The 18298-nt window shown below is 34.8% G+C and carries 18 protein-coding genes; 7 read left to right on the top strand and 11 right to left on the bottom strand.

The window, feature by feature from the left end:
- Nucleotides 1-21: 21 nt before the first annotated feature.
- The 5 genes from hisB to hisIE all read left to right on the top strand — a co-directional run bounded on the left by hisB (nucleotide 22) and on the right by hisIE (nucleotide 3889).
- Complete coding sequence (hisB, locus tag OH814_RS01410) at nucleotides 22-1116, top strand: bifunctional histidinol-phosphatase/imidazoleglycerol-phosphate dehydratase HisB (RefSeq protein WP_308826825.1); 1095 nt, start codon at nucleotides 22-24, stop codon at nucleotides 1114-1116.
- Nucleotides 1116-1694: an imidazole glycerol phosphate synthase subunit HisH gene (gene hisH / locus OH814_RS01415; RefSeq protein WP_308826826.1), complete on the top strand. Its 579-nt coding sequence runs from the start codon at nucleotides 1116-1118 to the stop codon at nucleotides 1692-1694. The genes hisB and hisH overlap by 1 nt, the downstream gene beginning before the upstream one ends.
- 15 nt (nucleotides 1695-1709) lie before the next feature.
- Nucleotides 1710-2423, top strand: a complete 714-nt coding sequence (hisA, locus tag OH814_RS01420; RefSeq protein WP_308826827.1) for a 1-(5-phosphoribosyl)-5-[(5-phosphoribosylamino)methylideneamino]imidazole-4-carboxamide isomerase — start codon at nucleotides 1710-1712, stop codon at nucleotides 2421-2423.
- A gap of 129 nt (nucleotides 2424-2552) precedes the next feature.
- The gene (gene hisF / locus OH814_RS01425; RefSeq protein ID WP_308826828.1) at nucleotides 2553-3305 is read left to right on the top strand and encodes an imidazole glycerol phosphate synthase subunit HisF; all 753 of its coding nucleotides are present in this window, start codon (nucleotides 2553-2555) and stop codon (nucleotides 3303-3305) included.
- On the top strand, nucleotides 3302-3889 hold the full coding sequence (gene hisIE / locus OH814_RS01430) for a bifunctional phosphoribosyl-AMP cyclohydrolase/phosphoribosyl-ATP diphosphatase HisIE (protein ID WP_308826829.1): 588 nt from the start codon (nucleotides 3302-3304) through the stop codon (nucleotides 3887-3889). The genes hisF and hisIE overlap by 4 nt, the downstream gene beginning before the upstream one ends.
- A gap of 123 nt (nucleotides 3890-4012) precedes the next feature.
- Here hisIE and OH814_RS01435 read toward each other — a convergent pair whose 3' ends face one another.
- The 11 genes from OH814_RS01435 to OH814_RS01485 all read right to left on the bottom strand — a co-directional run bounded on the left by OH814_RS01435 (nucleotide 4013) and on the right by OH814_RS01485 (nucleotide 15479).
- Nucleotides 4013-5182, bottom strand: coding sequence for a M28 family peptidase (locus OH814_RS01435; RefSeq protein ID WP_308826830.1), 1170 nt, complete (start codon nucleotides 5180-5182; stop codon nucleotides 4013-4015).
- A gap of 97 nt (nucleotides 5183-5279) precedes the next feature.
- Nucleotides 5280-5624, bottom strand: a complete 345-nt coding sequence (gene rplT, locus OH814_RS01440) for a 50S ribosomal protein L20 (RefSeq protein ID WP_047444038.1) — start codon at nucleotides 5622-5624, stop codon at nucleotides 5280-5282.
- A 117-nt stretch (nucleotides 5625-5741) separates the two neighbouring features.
- Nucleotides 5742-5939, bottom strand: coding sequence for a 50S ribosomal protein L35 (rpmI, locus tag OH814_RS01445; protein WP_027385360.1), 198 nt, complete (start codon nucleotides 5937-5939; stop codon nucleotides 5742-5744).
- A gap of 262 nt (nucleotides 5940-6201) precedes the next feature.
- Nucleotides 6202-6702: a translation initiation factor IF-3 gene (gene infC / locus OH814_RS01450; protein WP_115596428.1), complete on the bottom strand. Its 501-nt coding sequence runs from the start codon at nucleotides 6700-6702 to the stop codon at nucleotides 6202-6204.
- 140 nt (nucleotides 6703-6842) lie between these two features.
- Nucleotides 6843-8780 (bottom strand): threonine--tRNA ligase, encoded by a 1938-nt coding sequence (thrS, locus tag OH814_RS01455; protein ID WP_123885017.1) that lies wholly within the window; start codon nucleotides 8778-8780, stop codon nucleotides 6843-6845.
- A gap of 304 nt (nucleotides 8781-9084) precedes the next feature.
- Nucleotides 9085-9270: a hypothetical protein gene (locus OH814_RS01460; RefSeq protein ID WP_308826831.1), complete on the bottom strand. Its 186-nt coding sequence runs from the start codon at nucleotides 9268-9270 to the stop codon at nucleotides 9085-9087.
- A gap of 12 nt (nucleotides 9271-9282) precedes the next feature.
- A complete protein-coding gene (locus tag OH814_RS01465; protein WP_076558401.1) occupies nucleotides 9283-9888 on the bottom strand; it encodes a DUF4230 domain-containing protein in 606 nt (201 codons plus the stop codon).
- Nucleotides 9885-10481 carry a thioredoxin family protein gene (locus OH814_RS01470; RefSeq protein ID WP_308826832.1) on the bottom strand — a complete coding sequence of 199 codons (597 nt, stop codon included), beginning with the start codon at nucleotides 10479-10481 and terminating at the stop codon, nucleotides 9885-9887. The genes OH814_RS01465 and OH814_RS01470 overlap by 4 nt, the downstream gene beginning before the upstream one ends.
- Before the next feature lie 26 nt (nucleotides 10482-10507).
- Nucleotides 10508-10975 carry a nucleoside triphosphate pyrophosphohydrolase family protein gene (locus tag OH814_RS01475; RefSeq protein ID WP_308826833.1) on the bottom strand — a complete coding sequence of 156 codons (468 nt, stop codon included), beginning with the start codon at nucleotides 10973-10975 and terminating at the stop codon, nucleotides 10508-10510.
- A gap of 212 nt (nucleotides 10976-11187) precedes the next feature.
- Complete coding sequence (locus tag OH814_RS01480; RefSeq protein ID WP_308826834.1) at nucleotides 11188-14118, bottom strand: reprolysin-like metallopeptidase; 2931 nt, start codon at nucleotides 14116-14118, stop codon at nucleotides 11188-11190.
- 221 nt (nucleotides 14119-14339) lie between these two features.
- Complete coding sequence (locus OH814_RS01485) at nucleotides 14340-15479, bottom strand: acyl-CoA dehydrogenase family protein (protein ID WP_076558408.1); 1140 nt, start codon at nucleotides 15477-15479, stop codon at nucleotides 14340-14342.
- A gap of 192 nt (nucleotides 15480-15671) precedes the next feature.
- On the opposite strand from OH814_RS01485, the gene OH814_RS01490 reads away from it, so the two are divergent.
- Together OH814_RS01490 and OH814_RS01495 are read left to right on the top strand one after the other, a co-directional pair.
- A complete protein-coding gene (locus OH814_RS01490) occupies nucleotides 15672-17537 on the top strand; it encodes an endonuclease (RefSeq protein WP_308826835.1) in 1866 nt (621 codons plus the stop codon).
- Between the two features lie 153 nt (nucleotides 17538-17690).
- Nucleotides 17691-18296 carry a SatD family protein gene (locus tag OH814_RS01495; RefSeq protein WP_308826836.1) on the top strand — a complete coding sequence of 202 codons (606 nt, stop codon included), beginning with the start codon at nucleotides 17691-17693 and terminating at the stop codon, nucleotides 18294-18296.
- Nucleotides 18297-18298 lie beyond the last annotated feature (2 nt).

Consider the following 18298-nt stretch of genomic DNA (forward strand, 5'->3'; position numbering starts at 1 on the left):
TAGATTTACAATTATTTAAAAATGAAAAAAGTATTATTTATAGATCGAGACGGGACTTTAATTATTGAGCCACCAACCGATTTTCAGGTTGATTCTTTGGAAAAATTAGAATTCTATCCTGGTGTTTTTCAAAATTTATCAAAAATCGTAAAAGAATTAGATTATGAATTGGTAATGGTTACCAATCAAGACGGTTTGGGAACTGAAAGCTTTCCTTTTGAAAATTTCAAAAAACCACAAGAAAAGATGTTGAAAGCCTTTGAAAATGAAGGCATTATCTTCAGCGATATTTTGATCGATAAAAGTTTTGAAAATGAAAATTCGCCTAATCGAAAACCCGAAATTGGAATGCTTGGAAAATATATCTACGGAGATTATGATTTAAAAAATTCTTTTGTGATCGGAGATAGATTGACTGATATTCAGTTGGCAAAAAACTTAGGTTCAAAAGCGATTTTCATCAGTGAATCAGAAAATGAAAATTCACAACTAACGACAAAAAATTGGAATGAGATCTACCAATATTTAAAACAAATACCAAGAAAAGCTAATGTTTTCAGAAAAACAAATGAAACCGAAATTGAAATTGAAGTCAATCTCGATGGAAGCGGAAATTCTGAGATCTCAACAGGTTTGAATTTTTTCGATCACATGCTTGAGCAAATATCAAAACACGGAAATTTAGACCTGAAAATTAAAGTAAAAGGAGATTTGCAGGTTGATGAGCATCACACTATCGAAGATACAGGACTTGTTTTAGGCGAAGCTTTCGTTATGGCTTTAGGTAAGAAAAAGGGAATTGAAAGATATGGTTTTTTGCTTCCGATGGATGATTGTCTTTCTCAGATCGCCATTGATTTTGGCGGTCGGCCTTGGTTGGTTTGGAATGTTGATTTTAAAAGAGAAAAAATAGGTGATGTACCGACAGAAATGTTTGAGCACTTTTTCAAATCTTTTTCAGATACCGCAAAATGCAATTTGAATATCAAGTCTGAAGGAGAAAATGAGCACCACAAAATAGAATCAATTTTCAAAGCATTTGCAAAAACTATAAAAATGGCGGTAAAACAAACGGATCAAAACTATAATTTACCATCCACAAAAGGAAGTTTATAATGATAGCAATTTTAAAATACAACGGCGGAAACGTAAGTTCTGTACAAAATGCATTGAACAGATTAGGAGCAGAATCTATCATTACGGATGATTTTGAATTGATAAAAAAAGCCGATAAAGTAATTTTTCCGGGAGTTGGAGAGGCATCTTCAACAATGAAAATTTTAAAGGAAAAAGGATTAGATCAGTTAATTCCAACTTTAAAGCAGCCTGTTTTGGGAATCTGTCTTGGAATGCAGTTAATGTGTAAAAATAATGAAGAAGGAAATACAGTCGGAATGGGAATTTTTAATTGTAATGTAAAAAAGTTTCCGTCGCTTGACCTTGTTCCGCACATGGGTTGGAACACGGTTTCAGATTTAAAATCGCCATTATTTTCGGAGATTTCGGAGGAAAATGATCTGTATTTTGTTCACAGTTTTTATTGCGAGTTATCAGAAAACACAACTTCAGTTTGTGATTACATTTTACCTTTCAGTGCATCGTTGCAGAAAGATAATTTTTTTGCTACTCAATTTCATCCTGAAAAATCAGGAAAAGTAGGAAACAAAATGCTAGAAAATTTCTTAAAAATCTAAATAAAACTATTAAAAATGAAAATAATTCCCGCCATAGATATTATAGATGGAAAGTGTGTACGACTGTCTAAAGGAGATTATAACACACAGAAAATCTATAATGAAAATCCGTTGGAAGTTGCCAAAGAATTTGAAGATTTTGGAATCAGATTTTTGCATTTGGTAGATTTGGACGGTGCAAAATCAAAACATATTGTTAACCAAAAAGTGCTGGAAACTTTAGCCAGTAAGACATCTTTGCAAATTGATTTCGGTGGAGGGCTAAAAAGCGAAAAAGATATCGAAACAGCTTTTAATTGTGGCGCAAAACAAATTACAATCGGAAGTATTGCCGTTCAAAATCCTGAGTTCTGTTTTCAACTCATTAAAAAATATGGTGCAGAAAAGATAATTCTTGGAGCTGATTGTGAAAATAAAAAAATAAAAACTTCAGGTTGGCTGGAAGAAAGCAATCAGGATGTTATCGATTTTATTCTTAATTACCAGAAAAATGGAATTAAAAATGTGATTTGCACGGATATTTCAAAAGATGGAATGTTGCAAGGAGCCTCAGAAGATTTGTACGCAGAAATTTTAGATAAAACAAATACTAAACTTATTGCAAGCGGTGGTATTTCCTGCATTGAAGATGTTTGTAAAATGAAAGAAATAGGCTGCAGCGGAACAATTATCGGAAAAGCAATTTATGAAGGAAATATTTCACTAAAACAATTGGAAAGTTTCATTTAATCCTAAATATTTTAGACAAATTGATTTTCACGAAAGTCCCAAAGGGACGATTTAGTAAAGGATAGGATGAAGTCCTATCAAAAAATAGAATTAAAAAAAATTGTATTTGCATCATATCAATAAAATAAAATGCTTAAAAAAAGAATAATCCCATGTCTGGATATAAAAGACGGAACTACCGTAAAAGGAATCAACTTTGAAGGTTTGAGAAATGCAGGAAACCCAATAGATTTAGCCAAAAAATATGAAAATGAAGGAGCTGACGAATTGGTTTTTCTCGACATTACTGCCACAATTGAAGAACGGAAAACATTTGCTGAACTCGTTAAAAATATTGCCAAAGAACTCAGTATTCCATTTACGGTTGGGGGCGGAATTTCTTCTATTGAAGATGTAAGAAAATTACTGGAAGCCGGAGCAGATAAAATCAGCATAAATTCGTCTGCAGTGAAAAATCCGTGTTTAATTTCTGACTTAGCCAAAGAATTTGGCAGTCAGTGCATTGTCGTTGCTATTGATACAAAGTTGATAAATGATACCGATTGGGTTTTTGTAAAAGGAGGAAGGGAACAGACCTCTTTAAAAACTTTAGATTGGGCAAAAAGAACCGAAGAATTGGGTGCAGGTGAAATCCTTTTGACCTCAATGAATGGAGACGGAACTAAAAACGGCTTTGATTTAAGACTTACAAAACTGATTTCAGATGCTGTAAATATTCCGGTGATTGCCTCTGGCGGCGCCGGAAAAACTGGAGATTTTGAAAACGTATTTAATCAGACCAAAGCAACGGGAGCTTTGGCGGCAAGTGTTTTCCACTTTGGTGAAATTAGAATTGATGATTTAAAAAACGAATTGAAAAATAAAAATATTAATGTAAGATGAAAATAGATTTTAGTAAAACAAATGGTCTTGTTCCGGTAATTATTCAGGATGAAAGAACTTTACAGGTTTTAATGTTGGGCTATATGAATGAAGAGGCTTTTAGCAAAACAAAAGAAGAAGGATTTGTCACTTTTTTCAGCCGTTCAAAAAACAGATTATGGACAAAAGGTGAGGAGTCAGGAAACTTTTTAAGCGTAAAAAATATTGAAGTAGATTGTGATCAGGATACAATATTAATCAAAGCAATTCCCACAAATACCGTTTGTCATACCGGAAGTTTCAGCTGTTTTGGAGAAAAAGATAGTAAAGGATTTTTGTATGAGCTGGAAGAAAAAATAAGCCAGCGAATTGATGATAAGATTCATGACTCTTATACTTATTCTTTGTACCAGAAAGGGATTAATAAAGTTGCTCAAAAAGTAGGAGAGGAAGCTGTAGAATTAGTGATAGAAGCAAAAGATGATAATGAAAATCTGTTTAAAAATGAAGCTGCAGATTTACTATATCACTTTTTAATTTTACTGAAAGCTAAAAATATACATTTAGCAGATATTGAAGAAATACTTTTGGACAGAAATAAATAATTATTATCAAGCTACAAACTTATTGTTTAGATTGCAACCTATGTATCTTTTGCCACGAATACACGAATATTATCAAAGAAAATATAAATATTCGTGTATTCGTGGCTTATAAATTTCATCCTTTTATTTTTCGATAATTACTTTCTTGGTAACCGTTTCACCTTCAGATTTTACAGTACATAGATAAACCCCGCTTGATAGCTTTGAAACGTTAATAGTCGTCTCATTTTCGTGGGTTGAAATTAGCCTGCCACTCATATCCTTTATTTCAAAATTGAAATTTTTAACTTCCTTCGGAATTTCAATATTCAAAATATCTTTTGCCGGGTTAGGATAGATTTTAATAGATTCCAGTTTACTTTGAGAAGTTTCATTAGTTCCTAAAACTGAGGTCGCCACTGCAAAGTGCTGTAAAGCTCCTACCGCAGCCTTTCCCACATTGAAAACATACGTTGGGTCTACATTGGCAAAAGTATCATTAGCGGTATGTTCATTTTGGCTCTGTGGAGTTTCGTAGAAACCGGTAATAATATCTCCTTTCCCTTCAAATGGAACATAATCTGATGAATATGCATTAGACATTACAGTCTGTAAAGGAGAATAGAGCGTCGTACACGTTGCCAATTGTTGCGTAAAAGATAAAGATGCAGCGTTATTTCCCGGTAAACCCGACTGATCACTTTCACATTTTATCGAATTACTCGGGGCAGAAAATTTACCTCCAACCTGATCAATATTGAAAACCAATCTCAGATCTAGCTGACGTACACCATTCTGAAAAACCACATTATTTACATAGTGATAACTACCCAAAAGTCCCTGTTCTTCGCCTGAGAAATGAATAAACTTTATAGAATATTCGGTCGGAATATCTTTTAAAATTCTAGCAGCTTCCAATAAAATAGATGTTCCGCTGCCATTGTCACTAACTCCAGGGCCAACTATCGTATCGTAGTGACCGCAAATAATGACATACGTATTTGGATAAACAGTTCCTGTTTTTGTAATAACTAAATTTTTTGTAGTATTTCCGTTTACCGTAAAGCTGTCTTCAGTAATTTGACTTTGCGCATAACCATAGGCTTGATATTTACCTTTAAGCCAGTCCAAAGTATTATTATTTGCTGTTGAACCGGAAGTTTTTACACCAAATGATGCAAATTCCTGCAGCAATGATGTGATATTAGCTTGCGTTACCTGATTGGCTCTTGCTTGATAAGCCTGAATGAAATTTTGAGCCTGAACACTAAAAGATGCTAATGAAAATAATAGAAGAGTAGTTAATTTTTTCACTTTTAATAAGATACTTTAATAATCTAGCAAATGTAGATAATAAAAAAATCCCGAGCAAAAAACCCGGGATTTAATATTGATAACAAAAAATTTTACATTATTTTACTTGATCTACAACTGCTTTGAAAGCTTCAGGATAGTTCATCGCTAAATCAGCTAAAACTTTTCTGTTTAATTCAATGTTGTTCTTTTTAAGAGCTCCCATAAACTGAGAGTAAGACATTCCGTGCTCTCTAGCTCCTGCGTTGATACGCATGATCCAAAGTGATCTGAAGTTTCTCTTTTTCTCTTTTCTTCCACGGTAAGCATATTGCATTGCTTTTTGTACCGCGTTTTTAGCAACAGTCCAAACGTTCTTTCTTCTACCGAAAAAACCTTTAGCTTGTTTCATTAATTTTTTTCTGCGAGCTCTAGAAGCTACTGCATTTACTGATCTTGGCATAATTTAAATTGTTTTTTTGAAAAGGGCGGCAACATATGTTACTCTTAGTGGCACCGTTTCAGGGTTAAAATGTTGAATTTGTTTGAATTCTTATAAACCGAATAGGATTTATAAAAACTACTTAATTGCTAATTGACGTTTAACGCTTTTTTCGTCCACTTTAGCTACGTAAGAAGTAGTAGTAAGATTTCTCTTCTGCTTAGTTTCTTTCTTAGTTAAGATGTGGCTTTTGTAAGCGTTTTTTCTTTTGATCTTTCCAGAACCGGTAAGAGCAAAACGTTTCTTAGCACCTGATTTCGTTTTTAATTTTGGCATTGTTTGCTTTTTTATGTTTTTGTTATCAATATCGTTTCAAATGTACCAATGTAACAGTTTATCAATTTACCAATAATTGTTACATTGGTAAATTATTAGATTGTTACATTGATTGGGGCGTGTCCCTCACGCAGATAATTGGTGTGCAAAATTACGAAAAATAATAATACGAAAAGAGACTTTCAAAGAAAATCTCTTTTATATATCATAAACCAAAAATATCAAAGTCTGAAAACTCCAAATATTTTGGTGTAATTATGTATTATTTAGCTGGTTTCTTAGGACTCATCATCATAATCATTCTCTTACCTTCAAGTTTTGGTAACTGGTCTACTTTTCCAACGTGCTCCAATTCCTGAGCCAGTTTTAAAAGTAAAATTTCTCCTTGGTCTTTAAAGATAATAGAACGGCCTTTGAAAAATACGTAGGTTTTCAATTTTGAACCTTCTTCCAAAAACTTTTCAGCATGTTTTTTCTTAAAATCATAATCGTGCTCGTCAGTCTGAGGTCCGAAACGGATCTCCTTTACAACCACTTTGATTTGTTTTGCTTTAAGTTCTTTTGTTTTTTTCTTTTGCTCGTATAAAAACTTTTTATAGTCTAATATTCTTGCAATGAAAGGTTCAGCTTTATCTGAAATCACGACCAAATCTAGTTCCTGTTCCTTGGCAATTTGTCTCGCTTTGTCAATCGGGAATATTCCCGGCTCTACGTTATCGCCCACTAAACGAAGTTCTCTTACGCGAATCTTATCGTTTATCATGTGTAAGTCCTCTTGTACGGGACGTCTCTGTGGGCCTCTGTTGTTAAATCTCTGTGCTATTGTATTAAATTTTATTGGTTAATTCTATTCTAAAAAATCATTCGAAACAAAATAAATTTGTTCAGAATAACAAGTGGATCTTATGCTTGGTACTCAACTGCTGTTTTTGAAGCTTCTTTGAAATAAGCTACAAAATCTTCAACACTCATTACTCCAAGATCTCCTTCTCCACGTCTTCTTACAGAAATTGTGCCATCCTTTTCTTCGTTTTCTCCCACTACAATCATGAATGGAATCTTCTTCAATTCGGCATCACGGATTTTTTTGCCCGTCTTTTCATTTCTGTCATCAATCAGACCGCTAATATCGTGATTTTCTAAAAGTTGTGAAACTTTTTTAGCATAATCTACATATTTTTCACTGATTGGTAATATCGTAAACTGATCCGGAGCCAACCATAATGGGAAATCTCCGGCAGTATTTTCTAATAAGATTGCAATGAAACGTTCCATAGAACCAAACGGTGCTCTGTGAATCATCACTGGTCTGTGCTTTTCGTTATCACTTCCTATGTAAGTAAGGTCAAATCTTTCAGGCAAATTATAATCAACCTGAATAGTTCCTAACTGCCATTTTCTTCCTAAAGCATCTTTCACCATGAAATCTAACTTAGGACCGTAGAATGCAGCTTCGCCATATTCTGTAACGGTATTCAGTCCTTTTTCTCTGGCTGCAGTTACGATTGCATTTTCTGCTTTTTCCCAGTTTTCATCAGTTCCGATATACTTTTCTTTATTATCAGGATCTCTTAATGAAATCTGAGCTGTAAAGTCTGCAAATCCAAGTGAGCCAAAAACATAAAGAACCAAATCAATTGTTTTCTTAAACTCATCCATCAACTGATCCGGAGTACAGAAAAGGTGTGCATCATCCTGAGTAAACCCACGAACTCTTGTTAAGCCGTGAAGCTCACCACTTTGCTCATATCTGTAGACCGTACCGAATTCTGCATATCTTTTTGGCAAATCTCTGTAGCTCCATTGTGAAGTTTTGTAAATCTCACAGTGATGCGGACAGTTCATTGGCTTCAGCATAAATTCTTCCCCTTCATTCGGAGTTTTAATCGGCTGAAAGCTGTCTGCTCCATATTTATCCCAGTGTCCTGAAGTTACATATAATTCTTTAGCTCCGATGTGAGGAGACATTACAAATTCGTACCCTCCTTTTTTCTGAGCATCAGAAAGGAAATTTTCTAATTTTTTTCTCAAAGCTGTACCTTTTGGTAACCAAAGTGGTAAACCTGCACCTACTTTTTCTGAGAAAGCAAAAATCCCTAATTCTTTACCTAATTTTCTGTGATCTCTTCTTTTAGCCTCTTCTAATAACTCAAGATACTCAGTCAGTTCTTTCTGTTTTGGGAAAGAAATACCGTACACTCTTGTTAACTGAGGATTTTTCTCATTTCCTCTCCAATATGCTCCTGCAGCATTTAAGATTTTCATCGCTTTCACAATTCCTGTATTTGGAATGTGACCGCCACGACAAAGATCTGTGAAGTTATCGTGTGTTACAAAAGTGATTTCTCCATCATTAAGATTAGAAATCAATTCTACTTTGTAAGGATTGTCTGCATACGTTTTTAAAGCTTCTTCTTTAGAAACAGGATACAATGAGAACGTTGATCCTTTTTTAGCATTTTCTAAAACCTTTTTTTCGATTTTTTCAAAATCTTTTTCAGATAAAGTTTCGTCACCAAAATCTACATCATAGTAAAAACCACTTTCAATTGCAGGACCAATCGTCAACTTAGCATTAGGATAAAACTCAAGGATAGCCTGCGCCAAAAGGTGGGCAGAAGAGTGCCAGAAGGCTTTCTTACCAAGATCGTCATTCCATGTCAAAAGCTGTACCGTAGAATCTGTGGTTATAGGCGTGGTAATTTCGACTTGTGTGCCGTTTACAACTGCGGAAATGGTATTTCTAGCCAATCCCTCGCTTATAGATTTTGCCACATCCAAAGGAGTCGTTGCTCCTTCAAATTCTCTGACGCTATTGTCTGGAAGTGTAATTTTTATCATTGTTTACTAAGAAATTTTAAGTTGCAAAAATACGCTTTTTTTACGTCTTTAAGAAATCATACAACGATAATTCACAAAAAATACAATTTATTTTAAATTTTCACGTTAATGATTCCTTTCAATAATCAAACAGTGGAGTCATATCCAGATGGTACGAAATAGTGAAAGTCTGCTGAAAGTTGCAGCCCGACCTGAACGAAGCTCATTTTTTGTGTGCTGAAAAGTTATATTAAGACTACAATGTATGCAAAAAATAGCGAGAGTGGTGGGCGGAAATTGCTGCCATAAAAAAAACACCAAGCTTTCACTTGATGTTATCTGTTTTTCCTGACTGGTTGTTTTTAGAAGATTTTTGAACATCTTCCTTATCAACATCGGATGGATTTTGTTTTTCTGAAGAGGCCGGAATATCACGGAAGTCTTCATTTTGTTTTTTGGTTTCTGCTGAGTTAGCAGATTCTTTCTCTTTGTTATCGTCTTTTGAGTCCATAATTTTGAATTTTTAGAGTCCAAGAACACCGATTTTGCCGGTTTGATCTTCTATCTTATAATTCAAAGCCTTTGCCAAAACGAAAATACTATTAAGATTTTCCATTAATTGTTGATGACCTTCGCTTCTCAATTTGTTCTGATCAACAGATTTCACAGCTGTTTGCTTGGCTTTTTGCTGTACATTTTTGATATCTTTTTCAGAAATCCTGTTGATAAAAGAATCGTCTAACGACTGTATTTCTACACTTGGCGTAATCCTGATATCAGCATTAGGAAGTTCTCTAATAATTAATTTTTTATTAATAGAATCTACTTCTATTTTCATCTTATTAAGATCATAAGAAACCTGTGCATTGGTCTTTGTATAAGTAATAACGCTGTTACTCGTCATTTCTTTCCCTAAAAACTCATAGCCGAATTTGGTTTTCTGCATGGCGGAAAAATCCTGTTCCAAAACAACCATTTTATTCATTTTGGAGATCTGATTGGTTAGAATATAATAATCGGATTTTTCAGTTTTTTCGCTTACCTTAAAACAAGACCTGAAACTGAAAAACAGAATCAGCATCAAAAGAATGCCCGCAACAAATGGAATAATTAATTTTAGATTTCTCAATTTTCTTTTTTAAATATTTCTCTGATTACCGACTTGTCATCTTTTTTTAAGATTTCCAAAAGGTCTCTTTCTACGTAACCTGTCGTCGGCATTTCTATCATTCTTCCAATTTCCTTGCCATATTTTTCGACAATAATTGTAGGAACTTTAGAAACATTATATTTTACTTCATCACCTGTAGGAGATTCTTTTTTACGGTTAACCGCAATGATCGTCAATCTGTTGTCGGGATATTTTACCTCATCCAAAATTTTCATCAATCTCGGAAAATCTCTATGACTGTCTTCACACCAGGTTCCGATAAAAACAATCAGATTATAAGAATTGATATTATTTTTTTTCAGTTCTCCAACAGCTTTTTGATCTAAAGCGTATTCATTAAATTCTTTGGTATACCATTCTGAATACGGCTCTTTCACAAACTGCTCTTTGAGCTGGTGTCCCAAAAGCATTTTTCCGTCATTGGTTGTTTCTACTTCTCTGTTTACTACGACTTTCTGAGCATTATACTGCTGCATAGCCAAAGTAAGAACTGAAAAGGTAAAAATATTGGCGATGATTTTCTTACAAATCATATTTCTATTATTTTTCATTGTATTTGTGAATTTTTGATTTCATATTAATTTTCGATAATTGTTTTTAAGTCAGCAGGCGAGTAGTATTTATTTTTCAATACTTTATGGTCTGCTTTTCTGTAGACATTGAATTTTTCTCCGGATTTTTCATAGAAAGATTCAACTTCTTTTGCTGCATAAAATTCTACTGTTTCATTTGCCTGCTCTTCATTATCGCAAGCTTTAGACATATTAGAACGCTGAACTTCGTTGAATAATTCTACAAACTTATTACCCAATCCGAATTCTAAAACCGCACCGCTCAAAACATACTGCAAATCGCACAAAGCATCAGCAATTTCTACAATATCGTTATCGGCAATAGCCTGTTTTAGTTCGTTTAATTCTTCCTGCAAAAGTTCAACTCTCAAATTACATCTTTCCTGAGAAGGAATTTGTGGAGTATCTAAAATAGGGGCTTTAAAAGTGGTGTGGAATTCTGCTACTTGGTTCAGGCTGTCAATTTTATCCATGAAATTTTTTATTTAGGGCAAATATAAAAATTAGGAATGAGAAAATATGATTGATTGAGGTTTAAATTATCGTACTCAATAAAGTTGCGAGATACGAGATACGATTAATACGAGTTTTAAATCTCGAAACCCGAAACTCGAAATCCTAAATAAAAAAAAGGCCGCCCGTTTCCGAGCAGCCTAAAAAGATCTAAAGTTTAATTGAGAGGAAGTTAGTTTTTAATAAATCGTTTAGAAACTTCGCCCACCTGAATTACGTAAGCTCCTTTTACAAGACCGCTAACATTCACTGAGCCTCCTTTGAGTTTTCCTGAATTGATTAGTTTTCCACCCATATCGAAGATTTTATAATCTTCACTATTTGTATTTGAAACATTTAAAATGTCTCTTGCAGGATTTGGATATAATTTGATATCTGTTATTAAATCTTTTGTAGCAAAATCATCACCTCTTCCGGATGATACAATATTTAAAGTGTAATCTTCAACCTGCCCGTAAGTATAAGAACCACAAGAAGATGACGGTACAGAACTATACTGCATCATTACCCTCATTCTCGTATTACCAAGAGTTGCAGTTGAAGGTATTGTAATAGATCCTGTTACCGGACTTGTCTGTGAACCTGTTTTCGTCCAAGTTAATTCTCCACTATCGGTAAAGTCTCCATCTTTATTGTAATCAATGTAAACTGCATAAGCTTCGTTATATTTAGTTGAAGTCCAAACCGGAGTTACAGAAATCGTATAAGCTGAACCTCGTGTAACATTGGTGGAAACTGAAGTAAAGTTTTCGTAACCAGAAGTTCCTGTTGAAGTATTATTAATCGTTCCGAATTTTACATTCCCGATTCTTTCATCCGATGTATTGGTTGATGTTGCAGAACAATAAGTAACTGTACTTCCAGCAAGCGTCGTCACAGAAACCGTATTGCTTGAAACAGAATTATTTCCTGCTGCATCTTTAGCTTTAACGGTAAAACTATATGTTGTAGAAGGCGTTAAACTTGTTACGGTATAAGAAGTAGAAGTTGTAGAGCCCACCAATGAAGCCCCTTGATAAACATCATAACCCGTCACAGCAACATTATCTGTAGCGCCCGACCAAGAAAGATTCGTGCTTGAAGAAGTAGTTCCTGAAGCTGCTAAAGTTGGGGTCGTCGGTGGAGTAGTATCAGAAGTTCCTGAACCTGCATTTACCGTAATATTTGCATTGTTTACATCAAAGAAAATATGATTTGAACCTTTTACCATAATTCTTCCTGTAGTCGTAGACGAATTCGGAATAACCACAGCCTGAGAACCGTCGTTTGGAGTTCCTGAAAGTAGAGTAGTCCATGTATTTCCGCTGTCTGTAGACCAAAGAATATCTACGTTTGCAGCATTTACGCCGTTTGCTGTAGTTCCGGCAACATTCCAGGTTATGGTTTGAGAAGTGCCTCCCGGATAAGTTGTTGCTGTATTTTGAGAACTTACACTGAATGGGCCTGCAGTTCCGTTAACCGTAATTACCGCATCATCAGAATTATTTCCAGAACCTCCAGCTCTGTTATCACGAACTGTGAATCTAAAATTATAAGTTCTTGCAACGTTTGATAATGCTTCAACAGTAATTTCTGAGCCAGCCGTTGTTGTCGCACCCGTTAAAACAGAAGCCATTCTCGGAAAATATCTTGTAGGAGTTGTTTGTGGAGTCCACGATCTAAAGGTTGGTCCTGTTGCTTTTGTAGCACTTGCCGCTGAACTCGCTCCGGTTTGAGAAGAAGACGCATTATTCATCTGTTCCCAGATATAAGTAAGAGTATCTCCGTTTGCATCAGTTCCCGCACCGGTTAGCATAAATGGAGTTCCTTTTGGAATAGTATAATCTGCACCTGCATTTGCAGTAGGAATAGAATTCCCTGTACTCGTACTTGTAGGACAGGTTTTAGCCTTAATATTATCTGTAATCTGCTGAATACTTACTGCATGGAAGAAAGAATCTGAATGCGCCTGAATATCCTGACCTGTAATTCCTGCATATCCCATAATAGTCGATCCTGAACCAGGTTCCATATTAACTCCGGTTCCTTCATTACTCATTGAGAATGTATGATTTCCACCAAACTGATGACCCAATTCGTGAGCTACATAATCGATATCAAAATTATCTCCCGAAGGGATTGCATCTGCCGGAGAAGTATAACCACTTCCTTTTGATCCGTTCACACAAACACAACCGATGCAACCTGCATTTCCGCCACCTCCGGAAGCTCCGAATAAATGTCCTACATCGTAATTAGCTTCACCAATTACTGAAGTTAAGGTCGATTGAAGCTGAGAATTCCAACTGCTCATTCCTGAAGCTGCAGAATAAGGATCTGTAGAAGCATTGGTATAAATCACAGCATCATTATTAGCAATTAAGACCATTCTCGCTGAAAAATCTTTTTCAAAAACTCCGTTTACACGGGTCATTGTATTATTCATTGCCGCTAAAGCAAGAGCTTTTGTCCCTCCAAAATAGGTCGTGTATTCTCCTGTGGAAGACAAAGCTAATCTGAATGTTCGTAGTTTTGCATCATCGGCATTGGGTCTTGCTGCAAGATTATCTGTGCTCGAAATCCCTTTTTGAGCAACATCAATTACCGTACATTCAAACTTATTAAGATCATCTTTTTTGTCTGATTTTCTGTAAACGACATACGTTGAAAGATCTTTTGTATAAGGCTCAATAAAAACCGCAGACTTATCACCGTAAATTTCCATAGAAGACAAACCCAATGGAGAAATACTGAAATACACGGTAGAATTTGAATCTCCCAGACCTTCACCAACATAAGATTTGATATCCGGATACTTCGCAGCCAATTGAGGGTCGAAATTGGAATTTTCCCTTACTTTGAAATGTTCCAATTTCCCATCAGAATTTGGAAAAGAAATGATAATGTCTGATTTTTCGCCAACAGCCAATCTTTTTGGAGCTTTTGCCAAAGCATTTTTCAATCCGTCAATATCTAAACTATAGATCTTCGGATTGTTGATTGTTGATTTGTTTTCAAAAATTTCTGAATTTGTTTTTCTAGAACTTTCAGACCAAAGACGGTCTGTCTGAGCGAATGAAATGCCTGAAACCAGCATTCCAATCACCAATAGTTGTTTTTTCATATAATATCTATTTTGATTTTGGAATATCAAAGCTAATAAAAATTATATTATGGAAAACAAAATTATTTAAGAAAATTTTAGATATTTAATTTAATAAATTATGCAATGCATTGAACAAACAATACAGCATTATAAAAATACTTACATAAAATAAAAATAGCACACGTAAATTACGTATGCTATTCCTTTATATTAATTTTAAGGTAAATTAACCCAAAAAATTATTTTGTGATATCTCTACCAATAACCATTCTCTGAATTTCTGAAGTACCTTCACCAATCGTACAAAGCTTAGAATCTCTGTAGTATTTCTCAGCCGGGAAATCTTTTGTATACCCGTAACCTCCAAAAATCTGAACTGCATTGTTAGAAATTCTAACACATGCCTCAGAAGCATACAATTTTGCCATTGCCCCTTCTTTGGTCATTTTCTGTTTTGCATTTTTCAGCGTAGAAGCTCTCTGGATCAATAATTCTGCTGCATCAATTTCTGTTGCCATATCAGCCAACATAAAGTTGATCGCCTGGAATTCTGAAATAGATTTTCCGAACTGTTTTCTTTCTTTAGCATATTTTAAAGCTGCTTTATAAGCTCCTCTTGCCGTTCCTAAACTTAACGCAGCAATAGAAATTCTACCACCGTCAAGAATTTTCATCGCCTGCTTGAAACCTTCACCTACTTCACCTAAACGGTTAGCATCTGAAACACGAACGTTGTCAAAAATAAGTTCTGCCGTTTCTGAAGCTCTCATCCCAAGTTTGTTTTCTTTTTTACCTGAAGTAAAACCAGCCATTCCTTTTTCTAAAACGAAAGCAGTAGAATTATTTTTAGCTCCAATTTCTCCAGTTCTCGTCATTACCACAGCGATATCACCAGAAATTGCATGAGTGATAAAGTTTTTAGCTCCGTTGATTATCCACTCGTCACCATCTTTTACAGCTGTAGTAGACATTCCTCCAGAATCTGATCCTGTATTGTGCTCTGTAAGCCCCCAAGCTCCTATTACTTTACCGGTAGCTAACTGTGGAAGCCATTTGTTTCTTTGTTCTTCATTTCCAAATTCATAGATATGATTGGTACACAATGAATTGTGTGCCGCAACTGATAATCCAATTGAAGGATCTACCTGAGAAATTTCATCCAGAATAGCAACATACTCATGATAGCCAAGACCAGAACCACCATATTCTTCAGGAATCACAATTCCCATAAAACCCATATCTCCTAACTGGTGAAATAGCTCTTTAGGAAAAGTCTGACTTTCGTCCCACTCCATAATATTGGGTCTGATATTCTTTTCAGCAAATTCCTTTGCTGTTTCCGCGATCATTTTGATGTTGTTAATCGTTTCTGTGTTCATATTACATGTATAGTTATGTCCCAAAGATACTTAAATTGCCGAAATACGAAAATATTTTGTTTTGAAGATAAGTTGCAGCAAATAAGTAATTAATTGTCAGTAAATTAAATTTAAATTGTTAATAATATATTAATCTTATTAATTGGTATTCCGCATGTTTATTTCTTACTTTAGCTATCCAATTTTTTACACATGAAAAAACTTTTACTACCTATATTTTTTATATCTGTTTACGTTTCAGCACAAATTCCGGCGGGATATTATGATGGAACAACAGGATTGACAGGTTATGCTTTAAAATCTAAGCTTCATGAAATTACTGCAACAAAAAATGTCAACTGGGGTTACAGTGACTTGCCTAATTTATACAATCAAACCGATTTAGATCAATATTATGATCACGGATCTGGTAATACAACAGTTTTACTGGACATGTATTCCGAAATCCCGACAGGTCCGGACGCCTACGAATATACTTCTGCAAACCTGATCAGCACTTCCGGTGCCGAGGGGCTAGGCTATAATAGAGAGCATGCCGTACCTCAAAGCACTTTTAACAGTAATTATCCGATGTATTCAGACTTGCATTTTGTAATTCCTACAGATGCAAGGATCAATCAATTGAGAAACAATTATCCTTACGGAATAGGGAACTCCACCATTCACTATACTTTTAGCAATACATCAAAAATTGCCAACAGCGCTATTCCAAATTATGTATATACCAATAGGGTTTATGAGCCAATAAATGAATTTAAAGGAGATATTGCAAGAATGCTGCTCTATTTTGCAGTGAGATACGAAAGCAAATTGCCGGTATTTAATTATTCCACTAATATTAATCCTGCAATAGATCGTTCACCTTTTGACGGAACAGCAGAGCGTGCATTTGATCCTGCTTATATTTCAATGCTTATTCAATGGCATACACAAGACCCGGTTTCTCAGAGAGAAATCAGTAGAAACAATGCGGTATATGCTATTCAGAATAACAGAAACCCCTTTATTGACAACCCGCAATGGGTTAATGCAATTTGGGTACAGACTCCAGACGCAGTCGCGCCACAACCTCCTGCCAATTTAACTATTACCCAATCCGGAGCTTATTATACAAACATAGCATGGTCGCCAAGCGCTAGTACAGACGTCATAGGATATCATGTTTATCAGAATGGAGTTTTTTTAGCAACTACAAAATCAACATCTCTTGTTATTGATCATTTAAATCCTGCAACATCTTATGCATTTACTGTACGAGCGTATGATCAGGGTTATCTACAATCTGCAGACAGCAATACTGCAACTGTATCTACACTTGCAACAGATTCAAATTCTAAAGATCTTTTAATTACAAAATATATTGAAGGAACAGACAACAACAAAGCTTTGGAGATCTTAAATAAAACCGGTCATGAAGTTAATTTAAACAATTACAGTATCAGAACACAGTATTATAATAGCATAACGGATTCCTATTATTTCGCAGGGAGTTTTGAACTTGAAGGCAAAATTCAGAATAACGAAAGTTTTATCATCCTCAATCCAAAATCGGCACTTTCATGCGTTACAAACAATGATGCTTTATTTCTAACTGCGGGTGAAGCTTTAACTTTTACCGGAACTCAATATGTAGAGTTAGCCTATAATTCAACGACAATTGATGCTATAGGAATTAAATTTGCAAGCAACACCAATGCAAACATCTCTCTGTATAGAAAAAATACTGTTACTCAGCCAACTTCAACTTTCAATAGTAATGAATGGGATTCTTATGCAAGCAATTACTGCCAAAATTTAGGAATATTAGCTACTTCTGAAACCGAATTATTTACTGGACAAGAGTTTAAAATCTATCCGAATCCGGTTCATGAAAACATTTTTGTAAGTGGAAAAACTGAAAATGTTCAGAATGCACAGATTTTAGATTATTCAGGGCAATTAATTTATAGCGAGAAAACGCCATTTAAAAACAAGAAAAATATTTCTGTGCAGAATTTAAAAAGAGGTTCTTACTTGTTGAAACTTGATGATAAAGCTTATCAGTTTGTTAAGAAGTAGGATTAAATTTAAATACAAACTGTACAACTTCGTTCAACTTTGAGCGAAGTTTTTTGTTTATAAAATTTATAAGCAAAAAAGCTAATATTTATTACTTATAATCAAATCTGCTTATATTTTTTATTTATAAGTAATAATGATTATATTTGCAAAATGATAGCGGTCATTACCGGTGATGTTATAAATTCACAGCATGCAGATACTGAAGTTTGGATTACCAAGCTTAAAAATCTTCTCGATAAGTGGGGAAGTGCTCCTGAAACATGGGAAATCTACAGAGGCGACGAATTTCAATTTAAATGTAATATCGATGATGTTTTTTGGCATTTCTTAGCTATCAAATCTCTTATAAAAAGTCAGGAAAATTTAGACGTAAGAATTGCGATTGGAATTGGAGAAGAAAGTTTCTCATCCGAAAAAATTACAGAATCCAACGGTTCCGCCTATGTGAATTCCGGAAGATTATTGAATGATCTGAAGAGTGATGGCGACACTGTTTCCATCAAAACTTCCAATGATGCTATAGACCGTGATCTCAATATTTTATTAAAATGGGCATCCAAAGATTTTGATAACTGGACGATGGCAACTGCCGAAATCATCCACGAAATGATAATGAATCAAGATTATACACAAGAAGATCTTGCCAAAAAATTTACCATTTCACAGTCCTCAATCAGCCAAAGGCTGAAGCGTGCAAACTACGAACTGATCGTAGAAACCAATCATTATTTTAAAAAGAAAATTTCAGAACTGTAAGC

It is taken from the genome of Chryseobacterium sp. CFS15 (assembly GCF_031118795.1).
Taxonomy (GTDB): Bacteria; Bacteroidota; Bacteroidia; order Flavobacteriales; family Weeksellaceae; genus Chryseobacterium; species Chryseobacterium indoltheticum.